The organism is Microbacterium sp. HMH0099 (assembly GCF_049384025.1).
Classification (GTDB): domain Bacteria; phylum Actinomycetota; class Actinomycetes; order Actinomycetales; family Microbacteriaceae; genus Microbacterium.
This window is the reverse complement of record NZ_JBMRJR010000001.1, coordinates 365,060-381,490: the sequence shown is the minus strand read 5'-3', so window position 1 is coordinate 381,490 and position 16,431 is coordinate 365,060. Positions and strand designations below refer to the sequence as shown.

Below are 16,431 nucleotides of genomic sequence, written 5' to 3'. Positions count from 1 at the left end.
CGCGGGGAGCGGAGGAGATGTGGGCGGCGGAGGGGGATGGATGCCGCAGGGGTCCTCCCTTCGCGACATCTCCTCCCTTCGCTGCCATCTCTTCGCCGCCACAGCTCGCCGGCGCCTCGCTCCCGCCGCGTCCCGCCGCGACGTCCGCGGGGAGCGGAGGAGATGTGGGCGGCGGAGGGGGATGGATGCCGCAGGGGTCCTCCCTTCGCGACATCTCCTCCCGTCGCCACCATCTCTTCGCCGGCACAGCCCCGCCGGCGCCGCCGCAGAGCGTGCTTCTACCGCGCCGTCGGGCGGCGGAGGAGGACGTGCGGCGGAGGGGTGGTCACACCCGAGGTCAGAACCCCGGCTGCTCCGCCTCGCGGGGCAGGCCGCGTGCCTGCAGCTCGTTCAGCGCGCGGGCGAGCTTCTTCGACGACGAGTCGAGGACGGTGTGGTACCCGAGGCGCGCCGCCTCGGACGCCCGCTGCGGGGCGTGGGTGACGTTGCGGATCTCGCCGGTCAGGGTCAGCTCGCCGATCGCGGCCAACCGCTTCGACACGACCCGTCCCTTGACGGCGTTGGCGACGGCGATGGCGATGGCGAGGTCCGCGGCCGGCTCGACCAGCCGCACCCCGCCGACGGTCGACACGTACACGTCCTTGTCGGCGAGCGAGACGCCCACCCGGCTCTCGAGCACGGCGAGCACCATGGCCACGCGTGATGCATCGACGCCGTTCACGATGCGCCGGGGGTTCGGGGCCGTCTGCTTGACGGCGAGAGCCTGCACCTCGACTGGCAGGGCGCGGCGGCCCTCCATGGCGATCGTGACGCATGTGCCCGGCTCGGGGTCGCCGTGTCCGAGGAACAGAGCACTCGGATCGGACACCTCGGCGATGCCGCTGCCGGTCATGTCGAAGCAGCCGACCTCGTCGGTGGGGCCGAAGCGGTTCTTGAGCGCGCGGACGAACCGCAGCGACGTCTGCCGGTCGCCCTCGAAGTGGCACACCACGTCGACGAGGTGCTCGAGGATCCGCGGACCGGCGATGGACCCGTCCTTGGTCACGTGCCCGACGATGATGACGGGCAGCCCGCGCTCCTTCGCGACACGGATGAGAGTGGATGCCACCTCCCGCACCTGACTCGGCTGGCCGGCGGCGCCGTCGCTCAGACCGGACGACACCGTCTGGACGGAGTCGACGATGAGCAGCTCCGGCTGGACCTCGTCGATGTGGCCGAGGATGGTGGCGAGGTCGGTCTCTGAGGCGAGGAACAGCTCGTCGTGCAACGCCCCCGTCCGTTCGGCGCGCAGCCGCACCTGCGCGGCGGACTCCTCGCCGCTCGCATATAGGACCCGACGGCCCGCCCGTGCACTCTGCGCCGCGACCTCCAGCAGCAGCGTCGACTTGCCGACGCCCGGCTCGCCGCTCAGGAGGATCGCCGCTCCCGGGACGACGCCGCCCCCGAGCACGCGGTCGAACTCGCCGACCCCGCTCGTGCGTCGGGGTGCGTCCTGCGTGTCGATCTCGGTGATGCGCCGCGCCGCCCCCGCCGCACCCGGTGCGACGGGCGTGACCGAGCGGGTGATGCCGGTCTGCTCCGCAGCCTCGACGACGGTGCCCCACTGCTGGCATTCGCCGCACCGGCCGACCCACTTGAGGGTCGTCCAGCCGCACTCGGTGCACCGGTAGGGAGCGGCGGTGACGGGACGACGGGATGCCATGCGCCCAGGCTACGCGGCCCCTCCGACATCGCCGGCGCGAGGTGGTGGCATCCCCTCTCCGGCCCCATCGAGAAACGCTCCCTGCCCCGAGAAACGCGGGGTGACGGCGTTTCTCGGTGCAGAGAGCGTTTCTCGGCCAGAAGCGGGGGCGGAACCTCAGCGCAGCGAGGACGCCACGGACGTCAGCGCCGCGGCGGAGCGGTGCAGGAGGGTGCGCTCGGCGTCGGAGAACGGCGTGCCGGCCAGCGGCACCGCGCCCGATGCGCTGACGATCGAGGGGACGGAGAGCGCCATCCCGTCGATGCCCTGGAAACCCTGGAGCACCGTGCTGACGGGCAGGATCGCGTGCTCGTCGCGGAGGACGGCCTCCACGATGCGCGCGCTCGACAGGCCGATGGCGTAGTTGGTCGCGCCCTTGCCCTGGATGACCTTGTACGCGGCGTCGCGGACGTCGATCGCGATGGCATCCAATTCGTCCTGGTCGAAGCGTCCGCCGCCGGGGAGGTCGAACTCCGTGATGGGGACCGAGCCGATCGTCGCCGTCGACCACAGCGGGAACTCCGTGTCGCCGTGCTCGCCGACGATCCACGCGTGCACGCTCGAGGTGGCGACGCCCGCGCGCTGCGCGAGCTTCCAGCGGAGGCGGGACGTGTCCAGCACCGTCCCGGACGCGAAGATGCGCGCGGCGGGCAGCCCTGTCGCCTCCTGCGCGAGCACGGTGAGCACATCGCAGGGGTTGGTGACGATGACGTAGATCGCGTGGGGGGCGACCTCGAGCAGCTGCGGCATCATGTCGCGCAGGATGGCGGCGTTGGTGGCGGCGAGCTCGGTGCGCGTCTCACCTGGGTTCTGCTTCGCGCCGGCCGTGATGACGACGACGTGGGAGCCCTCGGCGACGGCGACGTCGCTGCCTCCGACGATGTCGCTCGACCCGGTGAACTGCGTGCCGTGCGCGAGGTCGAGCACCTCGGCCTCGACCTTCTCCGTCGCGATGTCGTAGAGCGCGACGTGCCGGGCCGAGCCGCGGATGAGCGCCGCGTACGCGACGCTCGCCCCGACGCTGCCCGCGCCCACGACCGTCAGCTTCGAGTTCTCGATCACGCTCATGGCTCGATCCTGGCAGCGGGGGAGAACGGCATCCAGCGGGGTCGTTCGACGGTGGATGAACGGATGCCAGGGGTCACGGCTCGCGCCCGACGGGTCGCTCAACTCCTGAGTTCCGGTGTGCCGGGCTCCGGAATTTGCCGCGATTCCGGGGCCGTGCGGCGCAGGTTTCAGGTCGGACGCGCCGGTTCTCCGGAGTTCGGCGAGCCCCGGCCGGTACCCGCGGCGACGGCCGGCCGCGGGGGGACCGCCCGATTCGCGGCGGGCCGCGGGTTGTCGTAAGCTAGTCGGCGGTGACGTGTCCGAGCGGCCGAAGGTGCAACACTCGAAATGTTGTGTAGGTTCACCCCTACCGTGGGTTCAAATCCCACCGTCACCGCCACCACGAAGGCCCCGACTACCGCGGAATTACGCGGAGATCGGGGCCTTCGTTGTTAGGTCCCAACGTCCCGTGACAACAAAGTGACAACACCCGCCGCACGCCGGGCCTCATCGAGCGATGAGGCAACCCCGTCCAGATCGTCATCGAAGAGGTCGGCGTACGTGTCGAGCGTCATGCTCGCGGAGGCGTGGCCGAGCATCCGTTGCACGGCCTTGACGTTCGCACCCGAGCTGATCGCCAGCGACGCCGCCGTATGCCGTAAGTCATGCGGGGTGACGCGTGGGATATCCCCATCTGCCTCGACGGCACGGCGTACGGCCGCAGCGAACCACCCATCCCGACTGTTCGGCAGTCGCATGTGAAGCTGACCGTCGCCGAACAGCAGAGCATCCCGGCCCTTCCCCTCGCAGAGCTGCGCGATGGACAGGGCCAGGAACGCCGGGTATGGCACGGAGCGCGTCTCATGAGTTTTCGGGGTGCCGACGTGGATCACGGTCCCGACCATGACGGCGTTCTCCTCTACAGCGACGCGGCGTCTGAGCGTGTCGATGTGTCGGAGGCGCAGCGCGGTAGCTTCGCCCCATCGCAGCCCGGTGTACGCGAGGAATGTCACCAGCGTGGGGTGCGCGGACGCCGTCGCCAAGGCGTCCACCTGGCGGTGTGTGAGGTACGGCTTCGACTTCGCGACCTTCCGGGGGAGCGTGACGCCTCGGGCGACGTTACGGCTGATCCGCTTGTCCTTCACTGCGACATCGAGGATGGCGGCCAGCACCCCGTATGCGCGCAGCACGGTCGTCGCGGACCGGTCCCGGGTGAGTTCGGCCACCCATGTCTCGACCTCGGAGTACTTCAGGGACCCGAGGCGGCGCGCGCCCCATTTCGGCTCGACGTGGGTATGCCAGGCGCTTACGAGTGACCGGTACGACGAGGCTTTCATGACGTGTTCGCGGCCGGCGAGCCACGGCGTCGCGATTGTGGCGACGGTGGCCTGCGCGTCGGACGGGTTGACGTAGTCGCCCTTGGCCTTCGACACCTCGACTTCCGCGAGCCGGAGTTCCGCGTCCCGTTTGCGAGTGAAGCCGCGCTCGCTAGTTTGCGTGTTGTCAGGGCGTCTGTATGCGATGCGGTAGCGGCGTTCGCCCGCTGACGTCGAGTAGGCGTGGACGGATCCCATTAGATGTTCTCCCGGGCCGGGAAGTCGTCGGAGGCGGGGGCGATGCCAAGCTGTCGCGCGTCGACCCGATAGTGCCCGAGCCAGTCGTCCGCCGTGACGTCGATGAGTCCTGGCACGTCGTCAGCGATCTGTAGCGGTTCCTCGTGGCGGATCCAGGGGCCGATCGTGGCGCGGTCGACCTTTGGGAAGCCGGTCATCGCGACGACGGTGTGACCCTCAGGGAACGCTGGTGGTACGAGAAGGTCGACGGGTGTCACGCGTAGCACCCGAGCGAACGCCATGAGGTCGTCGACGTCGACGCGTCTCTGACCATTCTCGATGAGGGAAAGCGTTGCCTTCCCGATCGGCCGACCGTGGAACGCGAGCAAGCTTGCCACGTCTTCGAGACGCATCCGGCGGTGCTGGCGGATGCGCCGGATATTTGCGGCGACGGTCAGGCCGGTTGGGGGTTTCGAATCTGAAGGCACGTGGCTGACTGTACCGGACCACGTGCTATCGTTCGATCACGATTTAGAAAACCTAAACTCAAATCGATACAAGATGGAGCGAAGCAGCATGACGAAGTACCTCACGCCGGAACAGGTCTGCGAGATCATCCCCGGCATCACTAAGGCGGGGCTGGCGCAGCTCCGCTTCACCGGCACCGGCCCGAAGTTTCTGAAGCCCACGCCCAAGAAGGTGCTCTACCGCGAGGCCGACGTGATCGAGTGGCTGGAATCCAGCGAGCGCACCTCCACCGCGGCGGTGAGCGCATGAATGAGAGAAGCCGCCCGGTTGATGCCCGGACGGCCCACGCCGAGACGACGAAATCGCGACCCGCCAATCTTAACCGCCCCGCAGTCGACGCGAGCGATCGGACCGTGGCGCTCGTGGCCGGCGCGTTCGCGAGGTCGTGGGAGATGCTCGCGGCATGCCGTCGCGACGTCGCATTGATCGAGCAGCGCAAGAAGGAGGGCTGAGCGTGTGGCGCAGATCTCGTCACGCTGGTTGCTGCGAGGAGGGATCGGGCAGTACCAGCTCACCAACACTGAGGCGCTGGTCATGCTCGCGCTTCTCGATCACGTCGGCAAGGACGGCGTCGCCTGGAGAACGCAAACGGACCTCGCTCGCGACCTCCGCGTCTCCCGGCAGTGGGTCAATAAGGCACAGAGTCGGCTCCGTGCGCGGGGCATGCTCATCGAGCACGAGCCAGGTCGTCAGGGGCGTGCGACGCGATACCGGTTCGGAGACACGGCCAACCTCAAACTTGTCAACTCAGACGACATGTCAACCCCGCTCAACATGTCAACTTTGCGGGGCAAGTCGAACGTCATCGACATGTCAACTCACATTGCTGGAGGGAAGAAGATCTCCGGTCAATAGCCTGCCGCGGCTTTGCGCGCCCTCCCGGGCGCTCGCCGCTGCGCTTCGCTCCGCTGTGTTCGATCCAACTCTGAACGCTGATCGTCGCCGCTCGCGGTGACGGTTCCCCTGGGGGCGGAGGGGGAGATCCCTGAGGTCGACGTGACCCGCATCGTCACGTCGATCGTCTGCTCGCTATTGCGACCGCTCCCGCGGCCGCTGGCTGATGACGAGAGAGTTCGCGAGGACTCGACTTCCCTCGTCGGCCGTCTGAACAAGAACGATTCGCCTGTGGTCGCCAGAGAGGTGACCCCGGTACGCGCGAGCGCCGCTCGCAGAAGGAGAACACCATGGACCTGAACTACATCCCCGCCATCGACCATGCGCGCGCTGCGCAGCTCGCTGTCGCGGTCCTCGACGGCGACGACGCTATGGCCGCAGACGCCATTAACGCCGCCGGCAACGATGATCGGCAGGAGTCCGTCTCGAATCTGCTGCTCGTCGCGGCGAAGCAGCTTGTGGACGTTTTGTCGGCGACGATGGGGCGCGAGAAGGCTGGGATCTTCCTGCGCACCACGCTCGCGCAGCTTCGTGCAGCGGAGAACGAGCGGGGCGAGTCGTGAGCGCCGCCGACGAGCCGTCCGAGCCGACTTTGCCCGCCGGCATCACGATCGTCAGCCGTGGTCCTGCGCCTGACCCGTCGATCGCGGATGAGCGGGGGATCCTGCGCCGACGCCGACCCGTCTCGATCGGGGGTCTGCTGGCCCGTCAGGACGCGTTCGGCGTGTCAGGCCGGATCAGCGGAGCCGGGGGGGATCCTGACGCTTCAGATCAGCGCGTGACACCGGAGAGCGAGGGCGTTTCATGACGTCGCCGTTCGCCTCGCCGTGGCGACGGCCGGACCATGTCGCCGACGAGAGCGGCGCCATCAGTGCAGCCGACGAGGTCGCCTATCTCCAGCGCCTCGCCGCCGCGGAATGGATCCACCGCCACGAGGTAAACGTGACCGTCGACGCGCTGCTGAAGCGGATAGCCGAGGTTGGTTCCGACGTCGCGACGGCTGAAGCCCTGGCGCGGCGATTGCCGACACGCTGAGCGATATGCGCTTGACATTCCAATTTTGTTGAGCAACATGATCTCTAACGACTGAAATCGTGCTCGGATCGCATCACCGACCCACTGGTCGACCGATACCGAACAAAGGAATCTTGTGAACATCAAGGAACAGATCGCCGCTGAACTTCAGAAGGCGCAGGCAATCTTCGACACCGCTGAGAAGGCTGGCCGCGAGCTGACCGACGCCGAGGTCTCTGACGCCGACACGCACGTCAAGGCTGCAAAGGGCCTGCGGTCGCAGCTCGACGCCGCGGCCGGCTCGGATGCGGTGAAGGCCGCGCTCGAAGGCCTGAACGGTTCGCTCGGCTCGAAGGCGGGGAAGCCCGCCGGCCGCGGGTACAAGGCGCGTCGCTCGGCGTCCTGGGCGAAGGAAGCCGACGGCATCCTTCGGAACATTGCCGGCAGCCAGGGGCAGAAGGCGCTTGTCGCCGGTTCCATCGACGTTCCTGCCATCATCGGGGAGCCGGGCGAGATCCCCGCTCGCCCTCACTCGGTGCTTGATCTCATCCCGGGGCGCGACCGTCCCGCCGACGGAATCAGCGGCGCTGCGGTGCAGTACCTGCGTCAGACCGTCCGCCCGACCGGCGCCGCCGCCGTTGCGGACGGCGCTCTGAAGCCCACGGGCGTAGCAACCTTCACCGACATCGAGGATCGGCTTCGGACCATCGCGATCCTCTCGGAGCCGCTGCCTGTCCGCTACCTCACCGACTTCCGCTCGCTGGAGAACATCCTGCGCGTGCAGCTCGGTCAGGCCGTCATCACCGCCGTCGAGGATCTCGTGGTTGCCGGCGACGGCGTGGGTGAGAACTTCACCGGCATCCTCAACACCTCCGGCATCCAGACGCAGGCGCGCAGCAACACCGTGGCGGGACTCGACTTCCGCCTGGAGACGTCGCTGAAGGCGAAGACGAAGGTCGATGAGGTCGGCGGCACCCCCTCGACCGCGTACGTGCTCAACCCGATCGACTGGGAGGCGATCACCCTCGCCCGTCTCGCAAAGAACCCCGCGAACGAAGGTGAGGAGGGCGGCACGTACCTCCTCCATGATCTGCCCGTGGTTACCTCGACCGCGATCGCGATCGGCACCGGCCTCGTGGGCGACTTCACGACCCTCGAACTCGTCACCCGCGACACCGACCGCGTGGACGTCGACACCTCGGGTGACCTGTTTAACCGCAACCAGTTCCGTCTCCGCGTTGAGGGCCGCTACACGCTGAAGGTCGAACGCCCGAATGCCTTCGCACGGTTCGTTCTGACCGCACCGTGACACACCTCACGTCCGGGTGCTTGATATCCACCAGTCGGACGGGAATGCAGGCCTCTCTCCTTGGCCTGTGGATGCGGGAACGGGTTCCAGTCCCCTACCCGCCCAGAAGGGGCCGGCGCTTCTCCCGCCGGCCCCTTTCTGCACCCGGGGGCCATCTTCAGGACCGGCGCCGCCGCGGCTCGGGCACGGACTGCGGACTGCCTCGGCCGTGACGATCCGTCTGAACGTGGATCGGAGAAGCGAACGGGCGATTCACATCCGGCGCTCGGGCTGCCGGCCGGTGGCAGCTCCTGCGGTGCAACGGCGGCAGCGAGTGCGAGAAGGCTTTCGATGGCTCACGGCTACCGAGACTCGCGAACGCCGCGGGGATCAGCGCACAGCACCGGAGACACGAGCACCCGCGAAGGGATGAGGTGCAACCCGCAGATCCCGGATCGCGAGGAAGCGAAGAGGGACGAGGACGAGAGGCGCATCGGGCAGAGGAACACCATGAGCACGAAGACGACAGGCGACAAGAACCACGAGACGCACAGAGGTAGAGAGACGACGATGCGACGACAGACAGCACCCGACGCAGCGCGGCGCCACGGGGACACGTACAGGCCGCGAGAACGGCGCGTGACAGCGGAGCGAGAGCGTCCGCGCGGCACCGACGACACCACGAAGGGAAGGGGTGTCCGAATCCCTGGCACCCGCACACCGACACCAATCCACCGGCTTCTGTTTCCCCCACCTGGCTGTTCGCAAACTGGGCGTTGTCGACGTCGACAGTCATTCCGGGAGGTGTGTGATGGCTCGGAGTGAGGCTGAGCGCCGCGAATATCAGCGGAAGTGGGCGGCGGAGCGTCGTGCGGGGGTTCGTGCGGAGCGTGACGCGAGTCGACAGGCTGCGCGCGTCGATGCGGTGACGAATGCTCCTCGGACGGCGCGGGATGCCCTGGAGGCGTCGATTGCCGCGGCGCGGTGGCTGAAGGACTCGGACGGTGCGGCGGTGAATCTCGCACGGATCCTGGCCCGGGAGTTCGATTACGCCGATCACATGGCTGACGATGCCTTGGCGTTGCGCGTCGCCGGTCAGCTCACCGGCTTGCTCGATCGTCTGGGGCTGACGCCGGTTGTGCGCATGAAGTTCGAGTTGCGGTCGGCGCAGCTACAGACGCAGACAGTCGGCGACGTCATCGAGTCCGCGGCCGCACCCTTGCCCGCGAACGTGTCTGAGCTGCCGCAGCGTCCGGTGAAGAAGCCCTAGCAACACCTCGCCTGTGACGGCGGACGGGTCCCCGCAGGGCCGCGCCGAAAATTGGGGTAGAAACCCCCCATCAAACACGAGACTCGAACGGGGCATGTCGTAGCCCCCTGGTTTACTGTGAAACCAGAACCCAGGAGGTCATCATGGCACCCACGATCGAGATGTCTCGCAGAACGCTTTTGGAGCGTCGCGCAGCCGTTCTGCGTCGAATCGGGACGGATGAGGCGGGTTTCGCTGAGACCCGCGCGACACGCAGCCTGTCTAGCGATGAATGGGAAGCTAAAGAGGAACTCGAAGAAATCGGGTTCCTGCTGGGCGCCGACGACTGACGTTGTGACGACTGAGCTACGCCGCAGAGCTGCCGAATTTGCGCAGCAGATGCAAGAAACCATCACGGGCGTTCTGCCCGGTGAATTCCAGATGGTTTCCATATCTCACGGCGAGCGGTTCGTTATTCGCGCGGACGGTGACTCAGCGGCGACGCAACGTATCCCGCTGATGGTTGATGGCGACGCTCTCGCCTCGTTGTCGGTTCAGGTGCACCTCGGTTTGGACAGCTCGAAAAGCTATTTAAAAGCTTGGCTCGTCAAGCTGGCTGTGAATTCTACGCTCGACCGCACGCCACTTGTTCGTTACGAATTCGACGCGAAAGTGACAGCCAGCGCTCCCCTTGCCCACTGGCATGTTCACGCCGACCGCGGCGCCTTGTCTCACCTCTTGGGGCGGGCACACGCGGTGCGTCCGGACGCGGTGCGGAAACCGCATGAGTTGTCATCACTGCACTTTCCTGTCGGCGGTGAACGGTTTCGTCCCTGCGTCGAGGATGTCCTGGAATTCCTAGTGCGTGAATTCGGCGTCGATCACAAAGACGGCTGGTCCGATGCTATTCGGACCGGTCGCGAGCAGTGGCGGCGCATGCAGTTCCGCTCTACGGTTCGCGACTTGCAGGCGGAGGCTGCCGAGGTGCTGCGCAAACACGGGTGGAGGGTCGAGGCGCCGGCTGAACCTCTCCGATCGGAGGGCGCCGGGGTCCTCTTCCGCTGGTAGTTAGGCATTCTTCCCGTTCACTCCGGCAGCGTGTGATGATCGGGGCACCGCACGGAAGGCGGACCCAATGCCACGATTCCTCACGTACGCGCAGGCCGCAGCTCGCACGAACAGTCACGTCGAGACGATTAAGCGCTGGCGCCGGATGGGCCTGTCCTTCGCGATGGTCGACGGCCGGCGGGTGGTCCGTGAGGACGCGCTGCTGGCGTTCTGGCGTGAGCGGATGAAAGCCGACCCTGTGCATCAGGCGCGCACCGCCCGGGACCGGCGTCAGGATGCGTCGAGGGCTGTCATGCCATCTGTGCCGCTCCGAGCGGTGGGAGCCGCTCAGATCGGCCCTCAGCGTCGTGCAGCGCCCAGACCGGCAAGCGATGGTGACCCGTGGGGGAACGTCGCCCCGATGCGTGGTGCTGGGGAGTTCGCGGCCCTTCAGGACGCTCTCCGCGACGTGCAACCGTCGTGCCAGGGTGTTGACGCCTACACACGATCGCCCGTCAGAGGACGACGTCGCGACGATGCGGGCCATCTGCGCCTCGTGCCCTGTCCAGAAGCTGTGTCAGGCCTACGCGCTTGCAGCCAAGCCGCAAGCTGGGTCCTGGCCTCCGTTCGGGTAGGGGGGTAGCCCTACCCGGAGCGACGAACCTTCGGGTTTCACACCGAACCGTTCCCAGTTTGGGGTGTTACTTTGTTACTCACTGGCCGCGGTTACACCCCTTTCGCTCTCGGCTGGTCCCGCCGCGTGGCACTGATGCGGCATCGTTCGATCTGGAGAAATCGACATGGCTTCGGAAGCACTGGGTAGCGCATACGTTCTCTCAGAGGCTGGCGCATCGCAGCTGGCCGACATGACCGCGCGCGGAAGCGCGCCCGTTGCTTCGCCCGGTTTCTCGTCGCGCCTGCGCACTTCCACGACTGCTGACGAGCGCCTTTCCGCGCTCCAGCGTCTCGTGCGCTCGCATCACTCCAGCGATCGTTGAGTCAATCCGCGGCGGATGCGATCGACTACGACGTATTCGCGCTCGCTGACGTAAAGCAGCCGAAGTACGAGGACCTGGCGCAGCGCGTTGAGGAGCAGCTGCGGGACTTTCGCTGCGAGCGGTCTCCGCATCTCCAGGCCTTCGCCCGAGCCAAGGTCGGTAGGTGGGAAGCGCACGGGCACAGCCGGACGTATGTGATCATCACCGCGGTGCAGGACACGATCGACGTCGCTGGATTCTTCACTGTCGGGATGACCGCTCTGAACCTCGGGCAGGCAACTAGATCGGCGCGTAAACGGCTCTCCGGCGATATTCCGATCGAACAAACAGGTGCGTACAGCATCGCCGAGCTTGCCCGTTCCGATGACTACTCATCGGCTCAGCTTCCCGGAGCAACGATTCTGGACGAAGCGAAGCAAGTGATTCGCAGTGCTCGCTCATTCGTAGCGGGCCGCTTCGTCGTTGTGGATGCTCGTCAGACAGTCTTCGAGCGTCTGTACAAGCCCGCGGGGTTCGAGGTGATCGACGTCGCACGAGCACCCATGGACATGCAGGATGTGGAGTTCGTGACAGCGTGCGCGGTCGTGAAGGATTGGTAGGCGCTGGTCGCTGGGTTACTTGCGTGGTCTCGGTCGTGACAACATCCTGACAACAGTTCCCGGGAGATGAGCCTGATCACAGTGATCGAGACTGTGCCAGTTTGACTGTATTTCTGCGGTTTGGAGGATCTTCCTCTGTCAATTCGCGGTCGGCATGTGGGTTCAAATCCCACCGTCACCGCCACCGAAACCCCCGGGTCCTGCCTCAGGACCGCGGGGGTTTCGCTTTTCCTGCGGAGCTGAGGCGAGCGCGGCTTCGGGCCGCATCCGCGGTCGTGGAAACCGCGCCCCGAGAGGACATCGGCGCGGCCGCGCAACGGCTCCACACGGGGAACGCGTATGGGCACAATCTCCCTATGGATGCCTCGTCCCCCGACGCCGCGATCCCGCGCAGCGGCCCGCCCGCGCAGAAGCCGCCCTCGCGCAGCGGCCCGCCCGGAAAGGAACCGCCGTTCGCTCCGGAGACGGACGCGCCGACCCCCGCCGCCGACGCGCGCCGCGGGGTCGCGCTCACCGTCGGCGTGCTGGCGACCGTCGTCTTCGTGGTGCTGCGGCTCGTCGTCGCGCTGGGCGGGCATCAGCCGCTGGCCCCCGACCTGTGGTGGGACGAGGCCATGGCAGACCTCGCGAATCCGGTCCTCGTCATCGTCGCGTGGGTGCCGGCGGTGGCCGGCGGCACGATCGGGATGATCGTCGCGGGGGTCGTGCTGATCGCGGTGTTCGCCGTGCGGCGCCGGTACGGGGATGCCGTGAACGTGGCGGCATCCATCGTCCTCGTCGTGGCCATCGGGGCGCCGATGGCCGCCGTCATCGCCCGCCACCGGCCCGCCGGGTCGCTGGCCGAGACGATGGCGACGTCGTTCCCGTCGGGGCACACGGCCGTGGCGACGACCGTCGCGGTGACCCTCGCGCTCATCCTGCGGCGACGGTGGGTGTGGGTCCTCGCGACGGTGTGGGTGCTGCTGATGATGTGGAGCCGCACGTACCTGCACGCGCATTGGCTGTCGGACGTGGTCGCGGGTGCGCTTGAGGGCATCGTCGTCGCGACGCTGGTGTGGTCCGCGGTGGAGGTGTTCCGTGAGCGACGGGCCCTGCGCTCCGCCGGGCAGACGAGCGCGACGGCCGAAGTCAACGGTTCCCGTCACCTCCCGCCCGCCCCGCTAGCGTGACGCCATGAGCTCCGCCTCCGCCGCCGCCGACAAGGCCCAGGACTCCACCGCGTTCCGCGTCGCCGCCCGCATCGGTTACGTCGTCCTCGGCCTGATCCATCTCCTCATCGGCGTCGTCGCCGTCGCCGTGGCCACCGGAGGCGCCGGCGGCGGGGAGAACGCCGACCAGAGCGGCGCACTGCAGCGGGTGCACGACGCGCCCGCCGGCGCTCTGCTGCTGTGGGTCGTCGTTTTCGGACTCGCCGCGCTCGCCGTGTGGCAGATCGCCGAGGCGATCCTCGAACGGGACCCGGATGCCAAGAAGGCCTGGGGCCACCGCGCGAAGTTCATCGGCACGGCGGTGGCCTATCTCGTCATCGCCGGCACGGCCCTGAGCATCGCGCTGGGCGCGCGATCGGACTCCGCGGAGTCGACCCAGACGCTGAGCGCGCGGCTCCTCGCCGTCCCCGCGGGCGTCTTCCTCCTCGTCCTCGTCGGTCTCGCCGTCGCCGCGGTCGGTGTCGCATTCGTCATCCGCGGGATCACGCGGGCCTTTACGAAGCACCTCTCCCTCCCGAGCGGGGCGGCCGGACGCGGCATCCGCACCTTCGGGACCGTCGGCTACGTCGCCAAGGGCACCGCGGTCGGCGTCGCGGGCGTGCTCTTCGTCGTCGCCGCGCTGAAGAACGATCCCGAGGCGGCCGGCGGCCTCGACGCCGGACTGCGGTCGCTCGCCGCCCTGCCCTCCGGCCAGGTGGTGCTCTGGCTCGTCGGCGTCGGCCTCGTCGTCTACGGCCTCTTCTGCTTCGCCCGGGCGCGGTACGCGCGCATGTGAAGGGCCCGGGCGCGGTACGCGCATGTGAGGAAAAGGACGATGGATGCCACCCGGCGGCATCCCGCCCCCTCTCAACGACCGGCGAACTCCCTCGACGCCTCGGTCATGCGCCGCAGGCTGATCGCTGCGTCCCATCCGTCGAGCGTCTCGACCGTCGTGGCGACCTCCGACCGGCCGAGGCTGTCGATGTAGCGGTCGAGCGTGTCGGCGGCCTCGGCGAGCGGCCCGTCGGACCCGTCGAAAGGGGCCTCGATCAGCCGGCTCTGCGCGGCGATGGCATCGGCCAGCGCGGTGCGCGCGCCGCCGGGAAGACGCGCGTCCACGCCGGCGTCGGTCAGCAGGCGGGTCAACGCGACGGTCAGGGTCCGTGTCGCCTCCGCGGACGCGGCGAGGGTGTCGAGTCGGCGCCGGTGCAGGGCGCCCTGGTCCCGCACCCCGCGCCCGCGCGGGTTGTACCGACGGCTCTCGTCCGAGGCATCTACCTCCGCCCGGACGGAGTCGAGCGTCCGCGCGAGGTTCTGCGTGGCGGCGCCGGCGCGATGAGGATCGAACTGCCGGTGAGCCAGCGCGCGGGCCATCTCGTCGAGGTCCGACACGAGGTCGTCGCGCAGCTGCGTCAGCCGTCGGTCGGCGGTGCGGACACGCAAGGGCGGGAAGACGAGCAGGTTCACCGCGACGCCGACGAGCACGCCGAAGGCCATCGTGAAGAGATACGAGATCGAGTACCCGTCCGGATCCGCGCCGCCCAGCAGCAGCACGAACAGGGCGGCGATCGCGACCCAGTCGCGCCCCACTCCCAGCGCGCGCACGCCCGAGAGCAGCACCCCGAGCCCGATCACGACGGCGACGGCCGCACCGCGCGGCATCCCGGCGCCGACGAGGGCGAGCGAGCCGAGTCCCAGCCCGATCCCGACGGCGAGACCGAGGATCGCCTGCGCCCCGCTCATCGCCGAGCGGGCGACCGTGGGGTACATGCTGACCAGCACGCCCAGCGGGGCGTAATAGGAGTACTCGCTCGAGGCCAGCGGCACGAGCGGCGCGAGGTACCAGGCCAGAACGGCCGCCGCGGCCGTCTTGCCCGCGAGCAGCAGACGCTCGCCGGTGACGGCATCGGCCCACCAAGAACGGGGGTCCAGCAGGGGACGAGGGGTCACAGCGGTGCCCGGACGACGAGGAGCAGCACCATCCCATGCTCGATGAACGGCCCCCGTCCGGCGCGGGGGTTGCCGGGATCCCGGGCAGCCGATAGCCGCCCCCGGGCCGATCGCAACCCCTCTCGACCTCGCAGGTCCGCCGGGTAGGCCGGAACCTCGACCGCCACACGAGGAGCCCCCATGCCGATCCCCCTGCCGCGACGGGCGAGTGCGCTCGCCACGATGGCCGTCTCTCTGCTCGCTTTGTCCGCGTGCGCGGAGGAGCGGACCCCGGATGCCGCTGCCTCGCCGCCGTCGCCGAGCGCCCCTGCGGCCCCGCCGACTCCCGGCGCACCGCAGGCCGTGATGCCCGACGGTGCCCCCGAGGTCGTGGCATCCGGTCTCGTGACCCCCTGGTCGGTGGCGTTCGCCGACACGGCGATGCTGGTCAGCGAGCGCGACACGGGGCGGATCCTCGAGGTCGTCGACGGCGGACTGCGGACGGTGGGGGAGGTGCCGGACGTCGCGGCCCGGGGCGAGGGCGGGCTGCTCGGGATCGCGGTGGCGGACGGCGAGCTGTTCGCCTACGTCACCACGCCGGACGGCAACCGCGTGGTGGGATTCCCGCTCGACGGGGCGGCGGGCGCGTTCGCGCTGGGCGAGCCGCGGACGCTCGTCGACGGCATCCCGGCCTCGAACATCCACAACGGCGGGCGGCTGGCGTTCGGTCCGGACGGCATGCTCTATGCGACGACCGGAGACGCGTCCGACCCTGAGCTCGCCCAGGACCCGGACTCGCTCGCGGGCAAGATCCTGCGCATCGCACCGGACGGGTCGATCCCCGACGACAACCCGTTCGCGGGGTCGCCGGTCTGGAGCCTCGGTCACCGCAATCCGCAGGGCATCGGATGGGATGCCGCCGGCACGATGTTCGCGTCCGAGTTCGGGCAGGACACGTGGGACGAGCTCAACATCATCGAGCCCGGCGGGAACTACGGTTGGCCGACGGTCGAGGGCGTCGGCGGAGACCCCCGCTATGTCGACCCCGTCCAGCAGTGGGCACCGGCGGACGCGAGTCCGAGCGGTCTGACCGTCGTCGAGGGCACCGTGTTCGTGGCCAATCTGCGGGGGCAGCGGCTGCGCGGCATCCCGACGAGTGATCCGTCGACGTCGACCGAATACTTCGTCGAAGAGTTCGGACGCCTGCGGGACGCGGTGGTCGGCCCGGGCGGCGAGCTGTACGTCGTGACGAGCGACACGGACCGCGGGAACGGCGGTGTCGACGACATCCTGCGGGTGCCGCTGACCGCGGGGTGATCCGGCGCCGGCGACGCCTGCCGCGCCCCTGCCGCGGTGC

Annotated in this window: 18 protein-coding genes and 1 tRNA gene; 14 read left to right on the top strand and 5 right to left on the bottom strand. The window is 68.5% G+C overall.

Going from position 1 to position 16,431, the window contains the following annotated elements:
- Positions 1-337: 337 nt before the first annotated feature.
- Positions 338-1,702 carry a DNA repair protein RadA gene (radA, locus tag ACO03V_RS01620; protein ID WP_423136366.1) on the bottom strand — a complete coding sequence of 455 codons (1,365 nt, stop codon included), beginning with the start codon at positions 1,700-1,702 and terminating at the stop codon, positions 338-340.
- A gap of 156 nt (positions 1,703-1,858) precedes the next feature.
- Entirely contained in the window at positions 1,859-2,809 is a 951-nt protein-coding gene (locus ACO03V_RS01615; protein ID WP_423136365.1) for an L-lactate dehydrogenase, read from the bottom strand.
- A 289-nt stretch (positions 2,810-3,098) separates the two neighbouring features.
- Here ACO03V_RS01615 and ACO03V_RS01610 point away from each other — a divergent pair.
- A tRNA-Ser gene (locus ACO03V_RS01610) sits at positions 3,099-3,188 on the top strand.
- Between the two features lie 52 nt (positions 3,189-3,240).
- On the opposite strand, the gene ACO03V_RS01605 is transcribed toward ACO03V_RS01610, so the two are convergent.
- Both ACO03V_RS01605 and ACO03V_RS01600 read right to left on the bottom strand, forming a co-directional pair.
- Positions 3,241-4,362 carry a tyrosine-type recombinase/integrase gene (locus ACO03V_RS01605; protein WP_423136364.1) on the bottom strand — a complete coding sequence of 374 codons (1,122 nt, stop codon included), beginning with the start codon at positions 4,360-4,362 and terminating at the stop codon, positions 3,241-3,243.
- Positions 4,362-4,829 (bottom strand): helix-turn-helix domain-containing protein, encoded by a 468-nt coding sequence (locus ACO03V_RS01600; RefSeq protein ID WP_423136363.1) that lies wholly within the window; start codon positions 4,827-4,829, stop codon positions 4,362-4,364. The genes ACO03V_RS01605 and ACO03V_RS01600 overlap by 1 nt, the downstream gene beginning before the upstream one ends.
- Positions 4,830-4,917: 88 nt before the next feature.
- Here ACO03V_RS01600 and ACO03V_RS01595 point away from each other — a divergent pair, with 88 nt between their 5' ends.
- The 12 genes from ACO03V_RS01595 to ACO03V_RS01540 all read left to right on the top strand — a co-directional run bounded on the left by ACO03V_RS01595 (position 4,918) and on the right by ACO03V_RS01540 (position 13,941).
- Positions 4,918-5,118 (top strand): hypothetical protein, encoded by a 201-nt coding sequence (locus ACO03V_RS01595; protein ID WP_314453250.1) that lies wholly within the window; start codon positions 4,918-4,920, stop codon positions 5,116-5,118.
- A gap of 207 nt (positions 5,119-5,325) precedes the next feature.
- Positions 5,326-5,724 (top strand): MarR family transcriptional regulator, encoded by a 399-nt coding sequence (locus tag ACO03V_RS01590; RefSeq protein WP_423136362.1) that lies wholly within the window; start codon positions 5,326-5,328, stop codon positions 5,722-5,724.
- Between the two features lie 329 nt (positions 5,725-6,053).
- Positions 6,054-6,326 (top strand): hypothetical protein, encoded by a 273-nt coding sequence (locus ACO03V_RS01585; protein ID WP_423136361.1) that lies wholly within the window; start codon positions 6,054-6,056, stop codon positions 6,324-6,326.
- Between the two features lie 241 nt (positions 6,327-6,567).
- Positions 6,568-6,798: a hypothetical protein gene (locus tag ACO03V_RS01580; RefSeq protein ID WP_423136360.1), complete on the top strand. Its 231-nt coding sequence runs from the start codon at positions 6,568-6,570 to the stop codon at positions 6,796-6,798.
- Positions 6,799-6,913: 115 nt separating this feature from the next.
- Positions 6,914-8,086: a phage major capsid protein gene (locus tag ACO03V_RS01575; protein ID WP_423136359.1), complete on the top strand. Its 1,173-nt coding sequence runs from the start codon at positions 6,914-6,916 to the stop codon at positions 8,084-8,086.
- Between the two features lie 673 nt (positions 8,087-8,759).
- The gene (locus ACO03V_RS01570) at positions 8,760-9,335 is read left to right on the top strand and encodes a terminase small subunit (RefSeq protein ID WP_423136358.1); all 576 of its coding nucleotides are present in this window, start codon (positions 8,760-8,762) and stop codon (positions 9,333-9,335) included.
- Positions 9,336-9,478: 143 nt separating this feature from the next.
- Positions 9,479-9,664, top strand: a complete 186-nt coding sequence (locus ACO03V_RS01565; protein ID WP_423136357.1) for a hypothetical protein — start codon at positions 9,479-9,481, stop codon at positions 9,662-9,664.
- 4 nt (positions 9,665-9,668) lie between these two features.
- A complete protein-coding gene (locus ACO03V_RS01560) occupies positions 9,669-10,382 on the top strand; it encodes a hypothetical protein (protein WP_423136356.1) in 714 nt (237 codons plus the stop codon).
- A 275-nt stretch (positions 10,383-10,657) separates the two neighbouring features.
- Complete coding sequence (locus tag ACO03V_RS01555; protein WP_423136355.1) at positions 10,658-10,996, top strand: WhiB family transcriptional regulator; 339 nt, start codon at positions 10,658-10,660, stop codon at positions 10,994-10,996.
- 359 nt (positions 10,997-11,355) lie between these two features.
- Positions 11,356-11,958 carry a hypothetical protein gene (locus tag ACO03V_RS01550; RefSeq protein WP_423136354.1) on the top strand — a complete coding sequence of 201 codons (603 nt, stop codon included), beginning with the start codon at positions 11,356-11,358 and terminating at the stop codon, positions 11,956-11,958.
- A 356-nt stretch (positions 11,959-12,314) separates the two neighbouring features.
- Positions 12,315-13,127 carry a phosphatase PAP2 family protein gene (locus ACO03V_RS01545; protein WP_423136353.1) on the top strand — a complete coding sequence of 271 codons (813 nt, stop codon included), beginning with the start codon at positions 12,315-12,317 and terminating at the stop codon, positions 13,125-13,127.
- Between the two features lie 4 nt (positions 13,128-13,131).
- A complete protein-coding gene (locus tag ACO03V_RS01540; RefSeq protein WP_423136352.1) occupies positions 13,132-13,941 on the top strand; it encodes a DUF1206 domain-containing protein in 810 nt (269 codons plus the stop codon).
- Between the two features lie 71 nt (positions 13,942-14,012).
- Here the strand turns inward: ACO03V_RS01540 and ACO03V_RS01535 are convergent, their stop codons facing one another.
- Positions 14,013-15,095 (bottom strand): FUSC family protein, encoded by a 1,083-nt coding sequence (locus ACO03V_RS01535; RefSeq protein ID WP_423136351.1) that lies wholly within the window; start codon positions 15,093-15,095, stop codon positions 14,013-14,015.
- A 180-nt stretch (positions 15,096-15,275) separates the two neighbouring features.
- On the opposite strand from ACO03V_RS01535, the gene ACO03V_RS01530 reads away from it, so the two are divergent.
- A complete protein-coding gene (locus ACO03V_RS01530) occupies positions 15,276-16,391 on the top strand; it encodes a PQQ-dependent sugar dehydrogenase (protein WP_423136350.1) in 1,116 nt (371 codons plus the stop codon).
- The last annotated feature ends 40 nt before the right edge of the window (positions 16,392-16,431 follow it).

Excerpts from the sequence above, each read along its gene's own strand:
- radA (WP_423136366.1), bottom strand. The coding sequence starts at position 1,702 with ATGGCATCCCGTCGTCCCGTCACCGCCGCTCCCTACCGGTGCACCGAG.
- ACO03V_RS01580 (WP_423136360.1), top strand. The coding sequence starts at position 6,568 with ATGACGTCGCCGTTCGCCTCGCCGTGGCGACGGCCGGACCATGTCGCC.
- ACO03V_RS01615 (WP_423136365.1), bottom strand. The coding sequence starts at position 2,809 with ATGAGCGTGATCGAGAACTCGAAGCTGACGGTCGTGGGCGCGGGCAGC.
- ACO03V_RS01545 (WP_423136353.1), top strand. The coding sequence starts at position 12,315 with ATGGATGCCTCGTCCCCCGACGCCGCGATCCCGCGCAGCGGCCCGCCC.
- ACO03V_RS01540 (WP_423136352.1), top strand. The coding sequence starts at position 13,132 with ATGAGCTCCGCCTCCGCCGCCGCCGACAAGGCCCAGGACTCCACCGCG.
- ACO03V_RS01530 (WP_423136350.1), top strand. The coding sequence starts at position 15,276 with ATGCCGATCCCCCTGCCGCGACGGGCGAGTGCGCTCGCCACGATGGCC.
- ACO03V_RS01565 (WP_423136357.1), top strand. The coding sequence starts at position 9,479 with ATGGCACCCACGATCGAGATGTCTCGCAGAACGCTTTTGGAGCGTCGC.
- ACO03V_RS01555 (WP_423136355.1), top strand. The coding sequence starts at position 10,658 with ATGCGTCGAGGGCTGTCATGCCATCTGTGCCGCTCCGAGCGGTGGGAG.
- ACO03V_RS01585 (WP_423136361.1), top strand. The coding sequence starts at position 6,054 with ATGGACCTGAACTACATCCCCGCCATCGACCATGCGCGCGCTGCGCAG.
- ACO03V_RS01595 (WP_314453250.1), top strand. The coding sequence starts at position 4,918 with ATGACGAAGTACCTCACGCCGGAACAGGTCTGCGAGATCATCCCCGGC.
- ACO03V_RS01605 (WP_423136364.1), bottom strand. The coding sequence starts at position 4,362 with ATGGGATCCGTCCACGCCTACTCGACGTCAGCGGGCGAACGCCGCTAC.